Source organism: Treponema rectale (assembly GCF_014202035.1).
Taxonomy (GTDB): domain Bacteria; phylum Spirochaetota; class Spirochaetia; order Treponematales; family Treponemataceae; genus Treponema_D; species Treponema_D rectale.
In genome coordinates, this window is sequence record NZ_JACHFR010000002.1 from 587364 (window position 1) to 605849 (window position 18486).

Sequence of the window (18486 nt, forward strand, 5' to 3'; positions counted from 1 at the left end):
ACTATGGAACACTTACACATGCACTCACTTAATAAAATTGACGAAAACATAAGCAAAATCGCAAATCTTTTTCCAAACTGTGTTACAGAAGCAAAAAACGATAATGGCGAAATCGTACACAAGATAGATTTTGACATGCTCAAACAGGAACTTTCCAGTGTACTTGTTGAAGAACGTGAAGAACGCTATCAGTTTACTTGGCCTGACAAAAAACAGGCAATTCTCACTGCGAATGCTCCTATAAATAAGACACTGCGCCCATGTCGTGAAGAATCTGTTGATTTTGATACAACAGAGAACCTCTACATTGAAGGTGACAACCTTGAAGCACTCAAACTTTTACAGGAAACATATCTTGGAAGAATCAAAATGATTTACATTGATCCTCCATACAACACGGGAAGTGATTTTATATATAACGATAATTTTGATGAAGCAGTTGATGAATATACTGACAAAAATGGAGATTATGATGTAAATGGAAATCAATTAGTTAAAAATCTAGAAACAGAAGGCCGTTTCCACACAAAATGGTTAAATATGATGTATCCTCGTCTTAAAATTGCAAGGGATTTATTGAAAGATGATGGTGGAATAATCTGTATTCAAATTGATGATAATGAATATGCAAACTTAAAAAAAATATGTGATGAAATATTTAATATTTCCAATTTTGTAACAACTATTGTTGTAAAAATGAGTGAACCGACAGGAGTAAAGATGTCTCATGCTAAAACAAGAATTCCAAAGTTAAAAGAGTATATTCTTGTTTATAAAAAAGGAGATATTAAATTAAATTCTGTCCGTGTTCCAAAAGAAAAATGGGATAATGAATATAAAACATATCTAACAAATATTACCCAGGAAGAATTGGATTTTGTAAAATCTATACGAGATAACGAAGATAGAACCGATAAAGAAATTCAAGAGGTAGATGAAATACTTAAGAAAATTTCATTTGTACCTATTACTACCATTTATAATGAGAATAATATTATTACAGACGATGATAAGTTAAACTTTAATTATTCAAATTCATGGCGAATTATACGTACCGTTTCTATGTCAGGCGGTGCTAAAGAAATAGCTGATGAAAAAAAGAAGCAGATGAAACAGACTTTTTTCAATATAGTGACACCTGAAAAGAAAATGTATTTTATAAAAGGTGATTATTCATCAGATGTAGAAAGCCCTCGAATTAAAATTCTTTTTGCTGATGATTATTTAACATTTAATCCATGTGATTTTTATTATGATATAAAAACAACAGGATTAGATAACGAGGGATATGTTCCATTTAGAAATGGTAAAAAACCTATTAAATTACTTACACGACTTATTAAACTTTTTACAAATGATAATGATATTGTTATGGATTTCTTTAGTGGTTCATGTTCAACAGGACACTCTGTTATGCAATTCTGCAATGAAGAAAATTCAAAACGACCATTTATAATGGTGCAGCTTCAAGAAGATATAGATAGTCAATTAACAAAAGTTGATAAAGAAACAAAAAAAGACTTAATAAAAATAAATGCTTTCCTTGATAAGTATGGAAAACCTCACTATATAACCGAAGTTGGTAAACAAAGGTTGCGTTTAGCTGGAAATGATATTAATAATAATAACGTTGACAAAGGTTTCCGTGTTCTCAAAATTGATTCAACAAACATGGAAGACGTTTACTACACCCCAGACCACATTGACCCAAATGACCTCTTCAAAAATAACATTAAATCAGACAGAACAGGGGAAGATCTTCTTTTCCAGACAATGCTCGACCTTGGCATTATGCTTTCCAGCAAAATCGAAACAAAGAAGATTAACGGCAAAGAAGTTTTCTGTGTAGAAGGCAACTACCTTATGGCCTGCTTTGATGACACCGTAGACGAAGCAACAATTACAGAAATCGCCAAAGAAAAGCCATATTACTTTGTAATGCGAGCCCCAGCAAACTCAAAAGATGGTGACAGTCTTATCACTAATTTTGAGCAGATATTTACAACTTACAGCCCGGACACAGTTCGCAAAATACTGTAAACAGGTTTATTTTTATATCGAAGTGTGAGATAATATCGATATAAAACTAAACTTCGGAAGGTAGTGACATGGACGAGAAAATTATTGCGACTGCAAAACAGAACGGAAATCTCATAACCACGGCTCAAGTTCGTAATATCGGGCTGTCTAATACAATGCTGTCAAAATATGTGGACTCTGGCTCTTTAATCCGTGTGTGTCATGGAATTTACGCTTTGCCTGATAGTGTAATAGATGATATGTACGTTTTGAACCTCAGAAGTCAGAAAATTGTATTTTCCCATGAAAGTGCGCTTTTTCTTAATGGCATCTCGGACAGGACACCTTTTTCTGCAACGGTAACTATCCCTTCCAATGCGGCTGTTTCTGCTGATATAAAAAGTGAATGTACTTGTTTTTACATTCAGCCTGATTTATATGAACTTGGACTTGAAGAACGAAAGACGACATTCGGAAATTCTGTCCGCTGCTATAATGCAGAAAGAACAGTCTGTGACATTTTGCGGAGCCGTTCCCGCATGGACGAAGAGACTGTTGTTTCCGCTGTAAAAAACTATGTGCTGTCAAAAGACAAAGATTTTTTTCGCCTTTATGAATATGCGCAGAAGTTCAAGGTTTCTGATCAAGTCAGAAAATATATGGAGGTGCTTGTATGAAACAAACAACGGCAAATGCAATGAGCCTTCGTGCAAAAATAAACAATTACGCAAAAGAGCATGGAATTCTTGCACAGGTCGTTTTGCAGAATTATATGTTTGAGTGCCTTTTGGATAGAATCTCACGCTCAAAGTATGTGGATAATTTTGTAATCAAGGGCGGAATCCTTGTCAGCTCGCTTGTAGGACTTGATGTGCGCTCTACCATGGATATGGACACAACTCTTGTTCATCTTTCCCTTACCGAAGAAAAGATAAAGGAAGCCATGAATGCCATTATCACCGTTCCTGCCGATGATGGTGTGGTTTTCAATTTCGTTTCTGTTGAACCTATTAGAAAAGATGATGTTTACGGCGGTTTCTGCCTTAGGCTTGATGCAAAATACGAGAGTATAGAAACTCCGCTTTCGATAGATATTTCGACGGGAGATGCAATAACACCGGAACCGATTAACTACGGCTATAAAAGGCTTTTTAATAGCGAGAACGTCATTCCCTTACGTTCTTATCCGCTAGAAACAGTGCTTGCCGAAAAAATTGAAACAATAATCACACGCGGCATTTTGAATACTCGACCTCGTGATTTTTACGATGTATATATTTTGACAAAAACTCAAGGATACAATGCAGAAACTTTGCGCAAAGCCATTTTTGCAACGGCGGAACATCGCGGAACAAAAGCAATCATGGAAGCAGAAACAAACAGCCGCCTTGCTGTTATAGAAAACAGTTCGGAATTGCAATCGCAATGGGCAAAGTACCAGAAGAAATTTCCGTATGCAAAAGACATAACATATCAAGAAACTGTAAATGCTGTAAAAGAGGTAATTCATGAAATTTACATTTAAGATACAAAAATATCAGACAGAAGCTGTAGCTGCTCTTGTAAAATGTTTTGAAGGACAACAGTTTGCAGATAAAGTTCAATATTTACGTGATAAAGGAATTATGCCACAGGTTCAGAAAACTGAAATGGAACAAGGTGAATTATTTGAAAATGAACCTTCTGCAACAGACGAAGAACTTGAACAAGCAGATAACGGTTATCGTAATGCTGATTTGATTCTTGGTGATAAAGAGCTTTTGGAAAATATCCATAAGATGCAGGACATCAATTTTATTATTCATTCTGCAAAGATTGAGCGTACTGCAGGAGTCCCAAGTTTTGATATTGAAATGGAAACCGGAACCGGTAAGACTTATGTTTATACAAAAACAATGTATGAACTGAACAAGGCTTATGGCTGGAGTAAGTTTATGATTGTTGTTCCTTCTGTTGCTATTCGTGAAGGAATATACAAAAGCCTTGAATATACTCAAGACCATTTTATGCAGCAGTATGGAAAGAAAATCAGATTCTTCATTTACAATTCAAAACGCTTGAATATGATTGATCAGTTTTCTGCCAGTGCTGATATAAATGTAATGATTATCAACACACAGGCTTTTAATACTTCTTTGAATAAAGATAAGAATGTTGAAGGCCGTAAAGGAAACGAGGCTGCCCGCATTATTTACACAAAGCGTGATGAGTTTGCAAGTCGCCGTCCAATTGATGTAATTGCAGCTAATAGACCAATTTTGATTCTTGATGAACCTCAGCGAATGGGAGATGAAAAATCTGCTACACAGAAAGCTTTAACTCAGTTTAAGCCTTTGTTTGTAATTAACTATTCTGCTACTCATAAGATACAGCACAATCTTGTTTACCGTCTTGATGCTTTGGATGCATATAATCAGAAGCTTGTAAAAAAGATTGAAGTAAAAGGCTTTAAGCTTGAAAATATTGCAGGAACAAATACTTATATCTACGCTGATTCTATTATTCTTTCAAAAAATGCTGCTCCTATGGTGAAGCTTGAGATTGAAGTTAAACAAGGAAATGGAATTAAACGACAATATGTAAAACTTAATCAGGGTGACAAGCTGGATGAAGCAAGTAAAGGACTTCCTGAATATAAAGGACTTTACATTGCTGAAATTTTACCACAGGAAAACCTGATTCGCTTTAATAAAGCTGTTAGTGATAACTCTGATTCTACAGTTCTTAAAGTTGGTGAAATGACTGGAAACGTTGCAGAAAAAGATATACGTCGTGTTCAGATCCGTGAAACTATCCGAAGCCATTTTAAGAAAGAAAAAGAGTTTTATGATGCAGGACTTAGAATAAAAGTTTTGTCTTTGTTCTTTATTGATGAAGTTGCAAAATACCGCGCTTATGATGAAGATGGAAATGAAGTCCTTGGTGAATATGGCGAGATGTTTGAACAGGAATACAAAACTGTTTTGAATGACTTTGTGGATATTAATCCTAATAGTTATTATCAGAAAGTTTTGCTTCCAAGTTGTAATAATATTGGCCCTTGCCATGAAGGATATTTTAGTCGTGATAAAAAAGGAAAGTTTACAAATTCAACTGGTGACAGTGATGAAGATATTTCGACATACGATTTAATCTTAAAGCGAAAAGATTTGCTTTTGGATTTTGATATGCCTATACGTTTTATTTTCTCTCACTCTGCCTTGCGCGAAGGTTGGGATAATCCTAATGTATTCCAGATTTGTACTCTTAAACATTCTGATAACAATATTAGCCGCCGCCAGGAAGTTGGCCGTGGTATGCGTCTTTGTGTAAACGAAGATGGTGCCCGCCAGGATAAAGAAGTTCTGGCAGATGCTATTCATGATGTAAATACACTTACTGTAATTGCAAGTGAAAGCTACCGCGATTTTGTTGATGGACTTCAGAAAGATATTACAGCTGAGCTTAGTGATTCTAGACCTAAGATTGCAAGCATGGATTATTTTGAAGGTAAAACAATTACTGTTTGCGGTCAGGAAATTGAACTTGATACAAAACAGGCAAAAATCATTTATCAGTATCTTTTGAAAAATGATTACATTGATGATGAAGACAGACCAACAGAGATTTACAAGAATGCTGTTGAACTTGGAAACCTGCAAGGCTTTACAGGAAATCTTGAGAACACATTACCAGACGAACTAAAAGATAATGCCGAAGCACGTGTTGAAATGTTTGAACAGGTTCAGAAGCTTATTCAGGCTGTTTATAATCCTTCTGTTCTTGTTGGAATGATTGATAACGGTCAGAAGCCTCAGTGGGAAAATGGAAATCCACTTAATAAGAACTTTGATAAGGATATATTCCAGGAGCTCTGGAAGAAGATTAATCATAAGTACACTTACAGCTGCCACTTTAATAGCGAAGAATTGATTACAAATGCAGTTCAGGCTATTAAGAGCGATTTAAAAGTTGTACCTATGCGCTACACTCTGGAGATTGGTAAGCAGAAAGATAAGATTGATGAAAGTCAGATTCGCTCTGGAACTGCTTTTGGAAATGCTGATTCTGAAACTAAATCTTTGAGCCGTGCTGTTGCAAGTTCCGTAAAGTATGATTTGGTCGGTGATATTGCAAAAGGCTGTAAACTGACCCGCAAAACTGTTGCAACAATTTTGAGTCAACTGACTATAAAAGAAATGGAACAGTTTGGATTTAATCCTGAGAAGTTTATTCGTGATGTAATTAATATCATCAATGCTCAGAAATCTACAAAGATTGTTGAGCATATTGAATACCATGAGCTTGAAGATACTTATGATTCAAGTATTTTTACTGCGCCGCATTTGCCAGACAAGACGCCATTTAAGGCCTCAAAGTGTATTCAGGACTTGGTATTTACAGACAGTACGGTTGAATGGAAGTTTGTAGAGGATTTGGATGGGGCTGCGGAAGTTGTTGTTTACGCCCGTCTTCCTCGCTCTTTTCAGATTCCAACTCCTGTTGGAAATTACGCACCTGACTGGGCTATTGCTTTTGATAAGGATAAAGTAAAACATGTTTTCTTTATTGCTGAAACTAAGGGAACTATGGAAGATATGCAGCTTAATAAGATTGAATCTAACAAGATTGAATGTGCTAAAAAGCTGTTTAATGTTGTTTCTACAAGTGGCGTAAAATATGACCATGTTGACAGCTTTGAGCAGTTGAAGAATATTATTGGGTTGAAGGGGTAAATTATGACATTTGAACAAGTTGAATTAGAATTAAAGAAAATCTTTGATAAAGCTACTGCAGAAGGTAAAAATGAGCTCGTTCTTGTTTCTAAAGAATTCTTTGAACAAATGGAAGTAAAACCTGAATACCGGGATTGCATTCCAATGTGCTGTAAAGTTATGAAAAGCAATATTAAAGAAGGGGTTGATGAAGTACTTTATCATACAGCTTCCTGGCAGAGTCATACATTAAAAATTAAATATAAATTACCGAGGTAATATACTTGATTATTCTAGTAATTCTTAGATTCATTATTTTCTTCGCTTTCTCAATTTTCATGGTAAAAACAATGCCAGAAAGACGAGGACGTGCCGGAGAAAATAAGGTTTCAAGAATTCTTAGTAAACTGCCATATATTCAATACAGAGTTATAAATGATATTTTATTGAAGACAAGTCACGGAACAACACAAATTGACCATGTTGTTTTATCTGAATATGGAATCTTTGTAATTGAAACTAAGAATTACTCCGGCTGGATTTTAGGCTGTGAACATTCTGAGGAATGGACTAAAAATGTTTATGGACAGAAATATCAATTCAGGAATCCATTAAAACAAAATTATGCCCATGTAAAAGCTTTGATGGAAGTACTGGAAATTACAGATCAAAATATCTTTATTCCAATAATTGCATTTTCAAATCAGGCAGATATAAAAGTACAATGTTCTAAAGAAGTTATAAACTTCCGCCATCTAAAGAATACAATTCTTCGTTATCAAAATAAAGTTTTGCCGATTGATAAAATGGTACTTTATGAAGCTAAACTGCAAGGTTTTACGAATTATACAAAAGACGAAAAAAGCATTCATGTAGCTGGAGTTAAAGCAAAAGCAGATTTTAATAAAGCAAATATCAGCATGGGGATTTGTCCTAAATGCGGCGGTAAGCTTGTTGAACGAAAAGGAAAATACGGAAACTTTCTGGGTTGCTCTAATTATCCGAGATGTCATTTTACCTACAATTTGTAAGGAAGTAATTATGTCAAAACTTTCATTAACCCACGGCAGTTGTGCCGATCAAACAGCCGATGCAGTAGTAAATGCAGCAAACTCAGGACTCTGGGAAGGCGGTGGAATCTGCGGTGTTATTTTTAGTAAATGCGGTCCTAAGGAATTAGCACAGGAATGTTCAAAATATCAAACTCCAATAAAAGACGGAAACGCTGTAATCACATCTGCCTGCAAAATGAAAAATGCAAAGTTTATTATTCATGCAGTTGGTCCGGATTTTAGAATTACACCAACCGCCTTTCTCGAACTTTTTAATGCATATTACAATTCTCTTGTTCTGTTAAAAGATAACAATTTGCACAGTATTTCTTTTCCATTAATCAGTTCAGGAGTATTTGCCGGTAAGCTTCCAAATCCTGCAGGTGAATCTGCAAAACAGTGCGGAAGAGCATATAAAAAGTTTGTTCAAGATTATCCGGATTATGAAGTTGATGTAATGCTCTGTGCATTTTATCAAAAAGAATTTCAGGATGCCCAAAGTGCACTTAGCTCTCTGTAAAAATATGTTTTAAATTATTGATTTAATGAAAAAATATAATGAATAGATTTATAATAGAAAACTTAAAATAAATAATCAGGAGTCCTTATGAGCGGTGGCAATTTAGATTATTTCTATAGCAGATTTGATGAACCTCTTGAAAAGATTTCGAAAGAAATAAAATGGGGAAAAACAAGTGGTCTCCAGAAGTGCTTTCAGAAAACTAACAGTTTATATCTTTTCTTTTTCAATCAAACTACAATTCCTGTATGAAAAAGAATAATCTGCAATAACATCACGAAGAAACTTTTGGCAACGATGAAGAATATGAAGATGATTATGAAAGTCTTGTTATTAATGAAAAATTCTTGAGAGATAATAAGTTTATCTGATGAGTATTATTTGCTAAACAAAGTCCGGGTAATCTTCTTTAGTGTATCCAAACTCCCGTTCCCCAAACAGCACAAGCGTAAGTTCCTCAAACTCCGTAGTATGCCTTTTCATAGTCTCAACCGCCACCCTGATAGCCTCCCGCTGCGGATAACCGTAAACACCGGCAGAAATCAGAGGAAACGCAATTGTCTTAAGCCCATTTTCCCGGGCAAGCTTCAAAGAGTTTTCATAACACGCAGTCAACAACGCTTCTGCCTCAGCTGTATTATGTTCACAATAAATCGGCCCGACAGTGTGAATTACAAATCTGGCAGGTAAATTATATCCCTTTGTAATTTTAGCTTCACCTGTTCTGCAGCCGTGAAGTGTACGACATTCAGCAAGAAGTTCCGGACCGGCAGCATGATGAATCGCTCCATCAACACCGCCGCCACCAAGAAGTGAAGAATTTGCAGCATTTACGATTGCGTCACAAGATAAAGTTGTAATGTCACCTTTGATAATTTTGATTTTTCCCATACGATGCTTTTATTATATCACAGTTCTGTGTATTTTTTTTATTACCCTTCGCTTTTTCTATGGGAAAGTTGAGCTGGAACAATTTTTTTTTCAAGGCGGGAAAGGGCAATTTTAAGGTTGCGTGGTTTAGGGATGAACAGAAGACTGTCATCCCCATAAAAGTGTTTCAGTCTGTCAGTAATTAGAAAGTAAATGCGACTCCAAGTTTTGGAACACAAGAGTATCCGGAAACTTTTTCATCGTTATTACCAGTAATTGAACCATTGTCAGAATCGATGTCAGCTACAACAGCACCTGAGTTATAGAAAAGACCAAGGTCAGCAAACAGTCCTACGTGCGGATTGAATCTGTATGTGAAAGAAATTTGTGGTCCTCCAAATAATATTGTTTCTCCATAAGTTGTTGATATTGTATCACCAGGAATTGATTCTTCAGCACTGAGAACTTCTACTCTGAATCCGAGATTGCCTGTTAAAGAAAGAGTCATTTTTTCATTGTGAATAAAAGAAGCTCCAAATCCAACTTCCATTTCAAAATCAAAACCTGTAAGGTCTTCACCTTTAACTACACTCTTTAAATCACTTGTGCTTGCTTTACCGCATTCAAGACCAATTTTCCAGGTATAGCCGCTTTCTGCAACATGAATGTAATCAAATGAAGCGCCGTAGATGGTTGAAGAAATGTCGGTGTCATCTACTTCAAAAGAATAGATAGGAAAATAAGCACCAAGGTGGAAGGTGTTTTCTGCAAATGCTGCTGTTACAGAAATAAGAGCAGCTGCAACCATAGAAATAATTTTTTTCATTTTTACTCCCTTTTAAGTTCTGAGCACGGTCGCTCTATAGAACTTGTTATTAATATTTAATAGAGTTTAAAGGAATGCACATCAGATAGTCAACAGAAAAAAAATTAGTTCACCCTAAAAAGAAAATTTAAGGATATACAAATTTTAATGTCCGCAGTATAAAATTTTAATAATTCAATTTTAGAGAGGAAAACTTTATGTTTGAATGGGGAAGGGCAGTTTGTTATTCAGGCTATAGAAGGAATCAGTCACCGCTTACATGTACTTATCCTTCTTATGAAGAAGTTGCAGAAGATCTTCAGATAATTTCTGATCTTGGGTTTAAATATATCAGGATGTATGATCCGGTTGAATATGCCCGCACGACCTGTCAGGTTATCAGGGATAAAGGTTTTGATTTAAAGCTTATGCTTGGGCCGGGACTTCAATCTGAGGTAAATAATCCAGGATGTCCGTGGTTAAAGGAAACTTATACAGAGGAACAGCTTGCAGAAAGGGCAAGGTGGAATGACGGCAGAATTGATTCCCTTATAAAAATTGCGAATGAATACAGTGACGTGATAAATGCAGTTTCAATCGGTAATGAAAATACTCCGAACTGGGGTGCAAATAATGTTCCTGTTGAACGGCTTATAGGTTTTGCAGACCGTCTTAAGGCAAACTGCACTCAGCCGGTAACTTTTAATGAAGGCGCTTTTGAATGGCCAAATCTTAAGGAACTTGCAGAACATCTGGATATTATAAGCGTTCATTCCTATCCGTTGTGGTATGGAAATACTGTTGAAGAAGCTTTAGACGTTAATAAAGAATGGTATAAGAAAATAAAGGATATGTTTCCGGAAAAGCCGGTTATTTTTTCTGAAATAGGATGGGCAACTGATGCAGTTGATTTTTCCCAGATGAAAGAAGGTCAGCCTAATGAAGAAAATCAGAAAAAGTATTATGAAGAATTCTGGGCCTGGGCTGACAGTGAAAAAATAATTTCTTATATGTTTGAAGCTTTTGATGAACCATGGAAGGGTGGAGATAATCCTGGTGAGGCAGAAAAGCACTGGGGAATTTTTGATGTAGACAGGAAGCCTAAACTGCTTTTGAAAAACAAATCTTAGTCATTGTGCTATAGTTTCTGTATGAAAATTCTTGTAATCAACAGCAATCTTGAACAGAAGTATTTTGATCTTATAAAAAAAGCAGCGGAGGTTTATAAAGCTGAAGCTGTGTTTTATAAATCAGAAAAGGAGGTTCCGGAAACTGATTATGATGCAGATATTATTTACGGATTTGCTCCTTCAATTTCAAAAGTAAGCAGAAAATTAAAATGGCTTTGTGTTCCATGGGCGGGAGTTGATTCCCTTATGGTGCCGGGGTATTTTGCAAATGAGGAATGTCTTGTAACAAATTCTGCCGGTGCTTACGGAGTTTCTATTGCCGAACATATGATAGCTGCTGCTCTTGTAATGTTCCGCCGCCTTGATGAATTTTTTGAAGAAACTCGTAACGGTAAGTGGCTTTTTCCACGGGAACAGAAGTCTCTTAAAAACTGCCGGGTTACGGTTTTGGGAACAGGTGATATAGGAACTTCCTTTGCAAAACGTCTTCGTGGTTTTGAACCTGCCTCAATTACCGGTGTCTGCCGGAGTGGAAAAAACAGTTCGGGATTTTTTGATAAAGTATATCCGGTAACAGCCCTGAATGAGGTTCTTCCTGAAACAGAACTTCTTGCAATGTGTCTTCCCGGAACTCAGGAAACTGCCGGTATTCTTTCTGAAGAACGCATCAAACTTTTACCCCGGGGAGCTTATGTAATTAATGTTGGCAGGGGAAGTGCCATAGATGAAGATGCTCTTGCAGAAAATCTTTTGTCAGGACATTTAGCCGGAGCAGCTCTTGATGTTTTTGCTAAAGAACCTCTTCCAAAAGAAAGTCCTTTATGGAAGATAAAGAATCTTCTTATAACGCCTCATGTTGCCGGGAACATGACTGTTGAGTATACAAAAGACAGAAATGTAGAAATGTTTCTTGAAGACCTTGATAATTATTTTAAAGGCAAACCTCTTAAATATCTGGTTGATAAAAAACTGGGCTATTGAGTTTTTTTTATCCCTGCCATGATTTTTTGTTTTAACAAAAACTTATGACTATGACTGCCGTTGCCCGGATGACTGAATTACAGTATAACACTGGTTCCTGTTAAGGCGGTGCCCGCTCTGTTGCCGGTTATTTTTTTTCAAGCATTTTCTGGAGTCCTTTTCCGGTACCTTTTTGAATTTCATCTGACAGCATGTTGATTCAGAAAGGGAGAAGGGAGAGGGAAACGATAAAACAAAGAACCTGAGCAATAGCGTTCATAATCATAAGCACTTAAAATATAATATGATTCATTCAGGATTAACATAAACCTTTCGTAAAATCTATGTAAATATATGATTACTGGTTGAATATGACCGTAAAGATGCTGCCTTTATTTTCTTCGCTGTTCAGCAGGATTATTGCATCATGATATTTGGCCGCGTGCTTTACGATGCTCAGCCCGAGTCCTGTTCCGCCCATTGCCCTTGAGCGGCTTTTATCGATTCTGTAGAACCGTTCAAAAATTCTTCCCTGTTCATTTTTTGGAATTCCTATTCCGGTGTCTCTTATCATAAGAACAACTGTAGTCTTTTTCGGATTATAGTTTTCTGTCATTGTTTTTATTTTAATTTCTACTGAACCGTTTTTTTTGTTGTATTTTATTGCGTTGTCTATAAGATTGTAGACCATTTCATAAACAACCGGGCGTACTCCGTAAATTATTCCTTCATCTCCATCTATGCTCATGGAAATATTTCTTGCTGCTGCACTTGCTTCTAGAACATGTTTTGCATCTTTGCAGGTTTCTTTTAAACTGAAATTCTCTTTTTCCAGAGAAATTGATTTTGCATCAAGTTTAGAAAGCCTGATTATGTCATTTATCAGAGCTATCATCTGCTGTGATTCTTCGTAGATTGATTTGGCAAAGTCTACTGTCGTTTTCTGATCCGTAGTTCCCTGTTTGATTATTTCTGCAAATCCTGAAATGCTTGTAAGAGGGGTTTTTAATTCATGACTTACGTTTGCGGTAAACTGCTGGCGTATTTCTTCCTGTTTTTCTTTTTCAAGATTTTCATCTGCAATCCGTTTAAGAAAAGGCTGGAGTTCATAATAGGTTTTTGAAGAATCAGGATTATCTAAATCAATATCGTTAAGAGGGGACAGGAGCCGTCTTGCAATTATGTGAGCTGCTGCTCCTGATATGAAGATTGCAAGAAGGAATACTGTAATGAGAACGGCCTTGAGTTCAGAAATAAGATTCCATATAGTACGCTGCGTGCAACTGATTCTAAGAACGTCTTTGTTTGGAAGAAGCTTTGCGTAGTAAAGGTTTTTTTCTGTCATGGAAGATGAATAGCGGGAAATTTTTGTTGAGCCGTTTTTTAAGGCCTTCTGAAATTCTGTGCGGTTTGTATGGTTGTCAAGAAAATCTGGAGAAATCTGATTGTCAAAATAAACGGTTCCGTCTGGATGAATTAAAGTTATTCGGGTTGTTGTTTCTATATTTTTAATTTCTTCAAGATTGTCTGACAGAATGGGATAAATCAGGAACTGACTTTCGGTTTCTAATTCATTGAAGATTTGTTTTTCAAAATATTTATAAACTGTACTTATAAAAATAAGGGTGCAAAAAAAATAAATAAAGGTTCCTGTTAAAAAAGTGTTTATAAAAATTCTAAAAGTCAGTGACTTTGCTTTCATTCTCTCCGCCAGGGGCTAATTTATTACATATCCTACACCACGTATTGTTTCTATGACATTTTCATAGCGGCCAAGCTTTTGACGCAGGGTACGTATGTGCACGTCGACGGTTCGGCTTTCGATTTCTGCATCAATATTCCACACGGAGTTTAAAAGTTCTTCCCGTGTCATGACTCTGCCTTTATTTTTTATTAAAACTGCAAGAAGATCAAATTCTTTAAGAGTCAGTGAAAGTTCTACAGCATCAAGAAAAACTGTATGTCTTGAAATATCAATTACAAAAGGTCCGCTTTCTATAATTTTAGGCCGCCTTGTGTAGTTTTCCTGACGCCTCAGCAGTGCATTGATTCTTGAGATAAGGTTCATCATTCCGAAGGGTTTTGCAATATAGTCGTCTGCTCCTGAATCAAGCCCGTTGACCATGTCATCTTCTCTGTCTTTTGCAGTAATCATTATTATGAGAATTGATTTGTATTTTGAATTCTCCCGCAGTTTATTCAGGATAGTCATTCCGTCTTCCTCAGGGAGCATGATATCAAGAAGAATAAGATCAGGCGTATGATTTTCCAGAGCATTCCACATTTGAGAAGGCTTTGAAAATTCTTTGCATTTGAAGCCATGACTTTGTAAAGTGTAAACGATTAATTTGCGGATGTTATCATCATCTTCAAGAATATAAATCATGATTCAATTGTTTATGAAAGTAATATTAAAATCAATTAAAGAAATGTAAATTTTTAATAAAAAAAACATTATAAATTTTTAAGAGAAGCTATTACACAAAAAAAATAAATTTGATAGTATTGCGGCACTTATTCAGGTTGCTAATCTTATAAAGAAATTTAATCACACATTTCTTTCTATGCTCATGTGCAGGTACTGCGCAGTTATCCGCAATCATTTTTTAGAATGCCGGATGACTTTGTTGTGTATTCTCCGGCACAGGAGATTTTATGCCAAAAAATCTTTTTCAGGAAATTGTTTTTACAGTAATCATGGTTTTTGTAATGGTCTATGCAATGATCTGTTACAATATTGCACTTGCCTGCGGAGGAATGAATAATGCAGTTTTCTTAAATGCATTTTTCATGAACTTCCTGTGATGATGCCGATTGCTTTTATTCTTGATATGATTTTTGTAGGACCGCTTGCAAAAAAAATTACTTTCAGACTTTTTAATCCTCAGAAAGACAATCCTGTTTTTATTGTGCTTTCCATTTCAATATGTTCTGTCTGGTTTATGTGCCCTCTTATGAGTCTTGCGGCAACTATACTTTTTAAGGGATGTCTTAACAGCAGCATTATTTCTGTATGGCTTCAGACTACGATATTGAATTATCCGATGGCAGCTTTCTGGCAGCTTTTATTTGCCGGTCCGGTTGTACGCAGAATCTTTGGATTGATTTTCAGGAATAACTGAGGTTATAGTATAAAGGCTGGTAGGCCTTTTAATGGAAGAAATCAATTTGCTTGCAGAAAAGCTGTGTGCTGAACATAAACTTTCTGTGTCAGAGTATGAGTTTTTAATAAAAAATCGTACGAATTATGTAACGGAATTTTTGAGACAGAAAGCCGTAGATATTAGAAAAAGTATTTACGGTAATTCCGTTTACATCCGCGGATTGATTGAATTTACCAACAGATGTAAAAATGATTGTTATTACTGCGGTCTTAGAAAAAGCAATCTTAACTGTGACCGCTACCGTCTGGAAGAAAAACAGATAGTTGCCTGTACTGATGAAGGCTATGAACTTGGATACAGGACTTTTGTTCTTCAGGGGGGAGAAGATCCTTTTTTTTCAGACGAGGTTTTGTGTTCCATCATAAGAAAAATAAAGCAGAATCATCCGGATTGTGCAGTAACTTTATCTGTAGGAGAACGTTCTGAAGAAAGTTACCGTGCGCTTTTTGAAGCAGGTGCCGACCGTTATCTTTTGCGTCACGAAACTGCAGATGAACTTCATTATTCAAAACTTCATCCGGAGGGCATGAGTTTTAAAAACAGAATGAACTGTCTTTCTGTTCTTCGTAAAACTGGTTTTGCCGTAGGGGCAGGATTTATGGTTGGCAGTCCTTTTCAGACAGAAAAAGAGCTCTCAGAAGATTTAAAATTTATAGAAACTTTTCAGCCTGAAATGTGTGGAATCGGTCCTTTTATTCCTCACAGGGAAACTCCCTTTGCCAGAGAAAAATCCGGCAGTGCTGAGCTTACTTGTTTTCTGCTTTCTGTTATCAGAATCATTAAGCCGAATATTCTTCTTCCTGCAACAACGGCTCTTGCTACTTTAATTCCGGATGGAAGGGAAAGGGGAATCTTAAGCGGTGCAAATGTCGTAATGCCTAACTTAAGTCCTCTTGCGGTCAGAAAAAAATATGAACTGTACAACAACAAAGTCTGCACCGGAGAAGAAAGTGCCAGGTGCAGAGTTTGTGCTGATAAACGAATGCAGTCAATTGGTTATCAGATAGTCGTTGACCGGGGCGACATGAAATCTTTCTGAGACAGGAATCAGGTTGCCTTTCCGATATTGCTGATGGATTTTATAACAGTTTCTGTATTTGAACTGAGGTTTCCTGCTGCAGTTTCAACAGATTTTGTTTCGTCACGCATCTGTGCAAGGCTTTCCAGAAGACGTCCGTTTGTTTCTGTCTGTTCTGTCATTGAACTTTTAACGGTAAGTTCATGCTCCTTCATGCGGCTTGCAAGAGTAACTACATTCTCAAATTCTTTCTGGGCAACCCCTGAAGTTGTATAAGCATCGTCAATCATCTGTTTTATTCTTTTAAGAACATTGTTTATCTGACGGGCTTCTTCTCCTGAATCTTCTGCGAGTTTTCTTATTTCGTCTGATACTACGCTGAATCCTGCTCCGACTTCTCCTGCATGAGCGGCTTCAATAGCGGCATTCATGGCAAGCATGTTTGTCTGTTCAGAAATCTGTCCTACCATTTCACTCATCTCGACCAGCTGATCAGATTCATTTTCAATGTCACTTACAAGTGAAGAAACCTGGGCAAGACTTGTACGGCCGCTTTGTGTTGCGTTTTCAAGATCTGTAACTATCTGATAGTTGTTTTCGATTATGTTTGTGATTGATTTTATTTTAGAAATCATGTCTTCAATTTCAGAAGAAGACGTGTTTACATTATTTGCCATTGTGCCGGTAATGTTTACAAGGGAAGCAACGTCTTTCTTTGTCTGATTAAGCATTTCTACGCTTTCTTCTGTAATGCGTGTAATTGCTTTTTTCAGTTCTGATGCATGGTTGTCTTTTGCCCGTTTGAGAACATAGTGGTGGCAGTTTTCTGGTTTGTTAAGTCCGTTAAAAATTGCTACAGCCATCTGCTCGCAGCTGTGGTATCCGCAGGCGCCGCAGTCGTACATGTCTTTAGTACTGTACTTTTCCATCTGTTTCAGGATTTCCTGTAATTCCTGATGGTTTGGTGTTTTTATTTTTGCGCGGAGAACTTCACTTCTGTCTGTATATTTTCTTTCGTAAAGTCCTTCCTTCCAGTATTCATCGATTTTTTTGTTGAGTTTTTTTATTGCGAATTTCTTTCCAAAAGAATTCAGGGTGTTCCATCTGAGTTTTCTTTCTTGTGCACGATTTTCTACAAGGCTTTCCAGTTCATCAAGAGAAAGATGCTGGTTTGTAGTTCCTGCTCCACGGTTACAGCCTTTTCCGCAGTTAAGGCAGTCAATAAGTTTAAAAAGAGGCTTTTTTCCGTCTGTAACCTGATTTGCAAGATTTGCCAGGTATTCAAAAACTTCAGGAGCGCCTTCTATTTTTCTGGTCTGCTGACTTATTCCCGGAACAAATCGTTCTGCTGTCCGCATAAGACCACCTGGAGTTGAGTAAAGTACGGCACGTTCTGCTGGAGGATTGTCATATTCAGTTTTAGGGAATTTTGAAAGATCGATATTATTTTCCCTGAAATATTTATCCAGGTTTTTCATTGTAACGTTAAAATCACCACGGCCGTTTTCGTCAAATTCCCGGCGTTTTGCAAAGCATGGAGAAATTGCAGCGATTTTGCAGTTTTTGTATTCAGGATAAAAATTACGTATCAGTTCTACGGTATGTGCCATAGGACTGTCGCCTTTTGCAAGATATTTAATGAGTTCAGGTTTGTATGTTTCTATGAATGTAACCAGTGCAGGGCAAGGCTGAGAAATCATGAGCATCGGATTCTCTTTTTTCATCTGTTCAACGTAAGTTTTTGTAGTAAGTTCTGCACCGAAACTTACATCGAATACTGCCTTTACACCAATAGATTTTAACCAGCCGTTAAGTTCAAGGTCTTTATTTTTAAAATTAACGGCAACAGCAGGTGCTACGATTGCAACAATATTTTCTTTATTTTTAAGAGCGTCAAAGAAAAGGTCAGTATCATCAATACCGGTCCTGGCTTCATGGGTACAGGCTTCAATACAGACTCCGCATCCTATACAGAGTTCATGATTGATAGATACATAATCTCCGGATCCGTTGTTACAAAGTTTAACCGGACAAACTGCAATGCATCTGTGACAGTTGCAGCATTTATCTTTGTCGACATTAATAACAGGTGTAAGATTTTTCACAGCCGTCTTCCTTAGTAGTAGTAATAATCCATTCCTTCAATGATATTCCTAAATGAAACAAAATTCAATTTTAACAGAAAATTTACCTATTAATATGGGTAAAGTTAAGTTTTTCTTTTTCGGTTTATTTCCAAAAAATCAGTTCTGCC

The 18486-nt window shown here is 36.5% G+C and carries 17 protein-coding genes; 12 read left to right on the plus strand and 5 right to left on the minus strand.

Going from position 1 to position 18486, the window contains the following annotated elements:
* The first annotated feature begins 3 nt into the window (after nucleotides 1–3).
* The 7 genes from HNP77_RS07195 (at nucleotide 4) to HNP77_RS07225 (ending at nucleotide 8285) form a co-directional block, all read left to right on the plus strand.
* The gene (locus HNP77_RS07195) at nucleotides 4–2040 is read left to right on the plus strand and encodes a site-specific DNA-methyltransferase (protein ID WP_184652499.1); all 2037 of its coding nucleotides are present in this window, start codon (nucleotides 4–6) and stop codon (nucleotides 2038–2040) included.
* A 68-nt stretch (nucleotides 2041–2108) separates the two neighbouring features.
* Nucleotides 2109–2696 (plus strand): type IV toxin-antitoxin system AbiEi family antitoxin domain-containing protein, encoded by a 588-nt coding sequence (locus tag HNP77_RS07200; RefSeq protein WP_184652500.1) that lies wholly within the window; start codon nucleotides 2109–2111, stop codon nucleotides 2694–2696.
* Nucleotides 2693–3544: a nucleotidyl transferase AbiEii/AbiGii toxin family protein gene (locus HNP77_RS07205; protein WP_221266544.1), complete on the plus strand. Its 852-nt coding sequence runs from the start codon at nucleotides 2693–2695 to the stop codon at nucleotides 3542–3544. The genes HNP77_RS07200 and HNP77_RS07205 overlap by 4 nt, the downstream gene beginning before the upstream one ends.
* Nucleotides 3528–6734, plus strand: coding sequence for a restriction endonuclease (locus HNP77_RS07210; RefSeq protein ID WP_184652501.1), 3207 nt, complete (start codon nucleotides 3528–3530; stop codon nucleotides 6732–6734). The genes HNP77_RS07205 and HNP77_RS07210 overlap by 17 nt, the downstream gene beginning before the upstream one ends.
* A gap of 3 nt (nucleotides 6735–6737) precedes the next feature.
* The gene (locus HNP77_RS07215) at nucleotides 6738–6992 is read left to right on the plus strand and encodes a hypothetical protein (RefSeq protein WP_184652502.1); all 255 of its coding nucleotides are present in this window, start codon (nucleotides 6738–6740) and stop codon (nucleotides 6990–6992) included.
* Nucleotides 6993–7051: 59 nt separating this feature from the next.
* The gene (locus HNP77_RS07220; RefSeq protein ID WP_184652836.1) at nucleotides 7052–7744 is read left to right on the plus strand and encodes a nuclease-related domain-containing protein; all 693 of its coding nucleotides are present in this window, start codon (nucleotides 7052–7054) and stop codon (nucleotides 7742–7744) included.
* Nucleotides 7745–7754: 10 nt separating this feature from the next.
* Nucleotides 7755–8285, plus strand: a complete 531-nt coding sequence (locus HNP77_RS07225) for a macro domain-containing protein (protein ID WP_184652503.1) — start codon at nucleotides 7755–7757, stop codon at nucleotides 8283–8285.
* 384 nt (nucleotides 8286–8669) lie between these two features.
* Here the strand turns inward: HNP77_RS07225 and HNP77_RS07230 are convergent, their stop codons facing one another.
* The gene (locus HNP77_RS07230; protein WP_184652504.1) at nucleotides 8670–9176 is read right to left on the minus strand and encodes an O-acetyl-ADP-ribose deacetylase; all 507 of its coding nucleotides are present in this window, start codon (nucleotides 9174–9176) and stop codon (nucleotides 8670–8672) included.
* Between the two features lie 181 nt (nucleotides 9177–9357).
* Nucleotides 9358–9981 carry a hypothetical protein gene (locus tag HNP77_RS07235; RefSeq protein WP_184652505.1) on the minus strand — a complete coding sequence of 208 codons (624 nt, stop codon included), beginning with the start codon at nucleotides 9979–9981 and terminating at the stop codon, nucleotides 9358–9360.
* A 197-nt stretch (nucleotides 9982–10178) separates the two neighbouring features.
* Here HNP77_RS07235 and HNP77_RS07240 point away from each other — a divergent pair, with 197 nt between their 5' ends.
* The gene (locus HNP77_RS07240) at nucleotides 10179–11090 is read left to right on the plus strand and encodes a glycosyl hydrolase family 17 protein (RefSeq protein WP_184652506.1); all 912 of its coding nucleotides are present in this window, start codon (nucleotides 10179–10181) and stop codon (nucleotides 11088–11090) included.
* Nucleotides 11091–11111: 21 nt separating this feature from the next.
* Nucleotides 11112–12071, plus strand: coding sequence for a D-2-hydroxyacid dehydrogenase (locus HNP77_RS07245; protein WP_184652507.1), 960 nt, complete (start codon nucleotides 11112–11114; stop codon nucleotides 12069–12071).
* A gap of 337 nt (nucleotides 12072–12408) precedes the next feature.
* Here the strand turns inward: HNP77_RS07245 and HNP77_RS07250 are convergent, their stop codons facing one another.
* Together HNP77_RS07250 and HNP77_RS07255 are read right to left on the minus strand one after the other, a co-directional pair.
* The gene (locus HNP77_RS07250) at nucleotides 12409–13752 is read right to left on the minus strand and encodes a sensor histidine kinase (RefSeq protein WP_184652508.1); all 1344 of its coding nucleotides are present in this window, start codon (nucleotides 13750–13752) and stop codon (nucleotides 12409–12411) included.
* Between the two features lie 15 nt (nucleotides 13753–13767).
* Complete coding sequence (locus HNP77_RS07255) at nucleotides 13768–14436, minus strand: response regulator transcription factor (RefSeq protein ID WP_184652509.1); 669 nt, start codon at nucleotides 14434–14436, stop codon at nucleotides 13768–13770.
* Nucleotides 14437–14705: 269 nt separating this feature from the next.
* Here HNP77_RS07255 and HNP77_RS12355 point away from each other — a divergent pair, with 269 nt between their 5' ends.
* From HNP77_RS12355 to hydE, 3 genes are read left to right on the plus strand one after another with little or no spacing between them, the layout of a single operon-like run.
* On the plus strand, nucleotides 14706–14855 hold the full coding sequence (locus HNP77_RS12355) for a hypothetical protein (protein ID WP_246428878.1): 150 nt from the start codon (nucleotides 14706–14708) through the stop codon (nucleotides 14853–14855).
* Nucleotides 14855–15172 carry a DUF2798 domain-containing protein gene (locus tag HNP77_RS07260; protein ID WP_246428879.1) on the plus strand — a complete coding sequence of 106 codons (318 nt, stop codon included), beginning with the start codon at nucleotides 14855–14857 and terminating at the stop codon, nucleotides 15170–15172. Before HNP77_RS12355 ends, HNP77_RS07260 begins: the two co-directional genes overlap by 1 nt.
* A gap of 31 nt (nucleotides 15173–15203) precedes the next feature.
* Nucleotides 15204–16253 carry a [FeFe] hydrogenase H-cluster radical SAM maturase HydE gene (gene hydE, locus HNP77_RS07265; protein ID WP_184652510.1) on the plus strand — a complete coding sequence of 350 codons (1050 nt, stop codon included), beginning with the start codon at nucleotides 15204–15206 and terminating at the stop codon, nucleotides 16251–16253.
* Between the two features lie 8 nt (nucleotides 16254–16261).
* On the opposite strand, the gene HNP77_RS12500 is transcribed toward hydE, so the two are convergent.
* Nucleotides 16262–18337, minus strand: coding sequence for a [Fe-Fe] hydrogenase large subunit C-terminal domain-containing protein (locus HNP77_RS12500; RefSeq protein ID WP_184652511.1), 2076 nt, complete (start codon nucleotides 18335–18337; stop codon nucleotides 16262–16264).
* Between the last annotated feature and the right edge of the window lie 149 nt (nucleotides 18338–18486).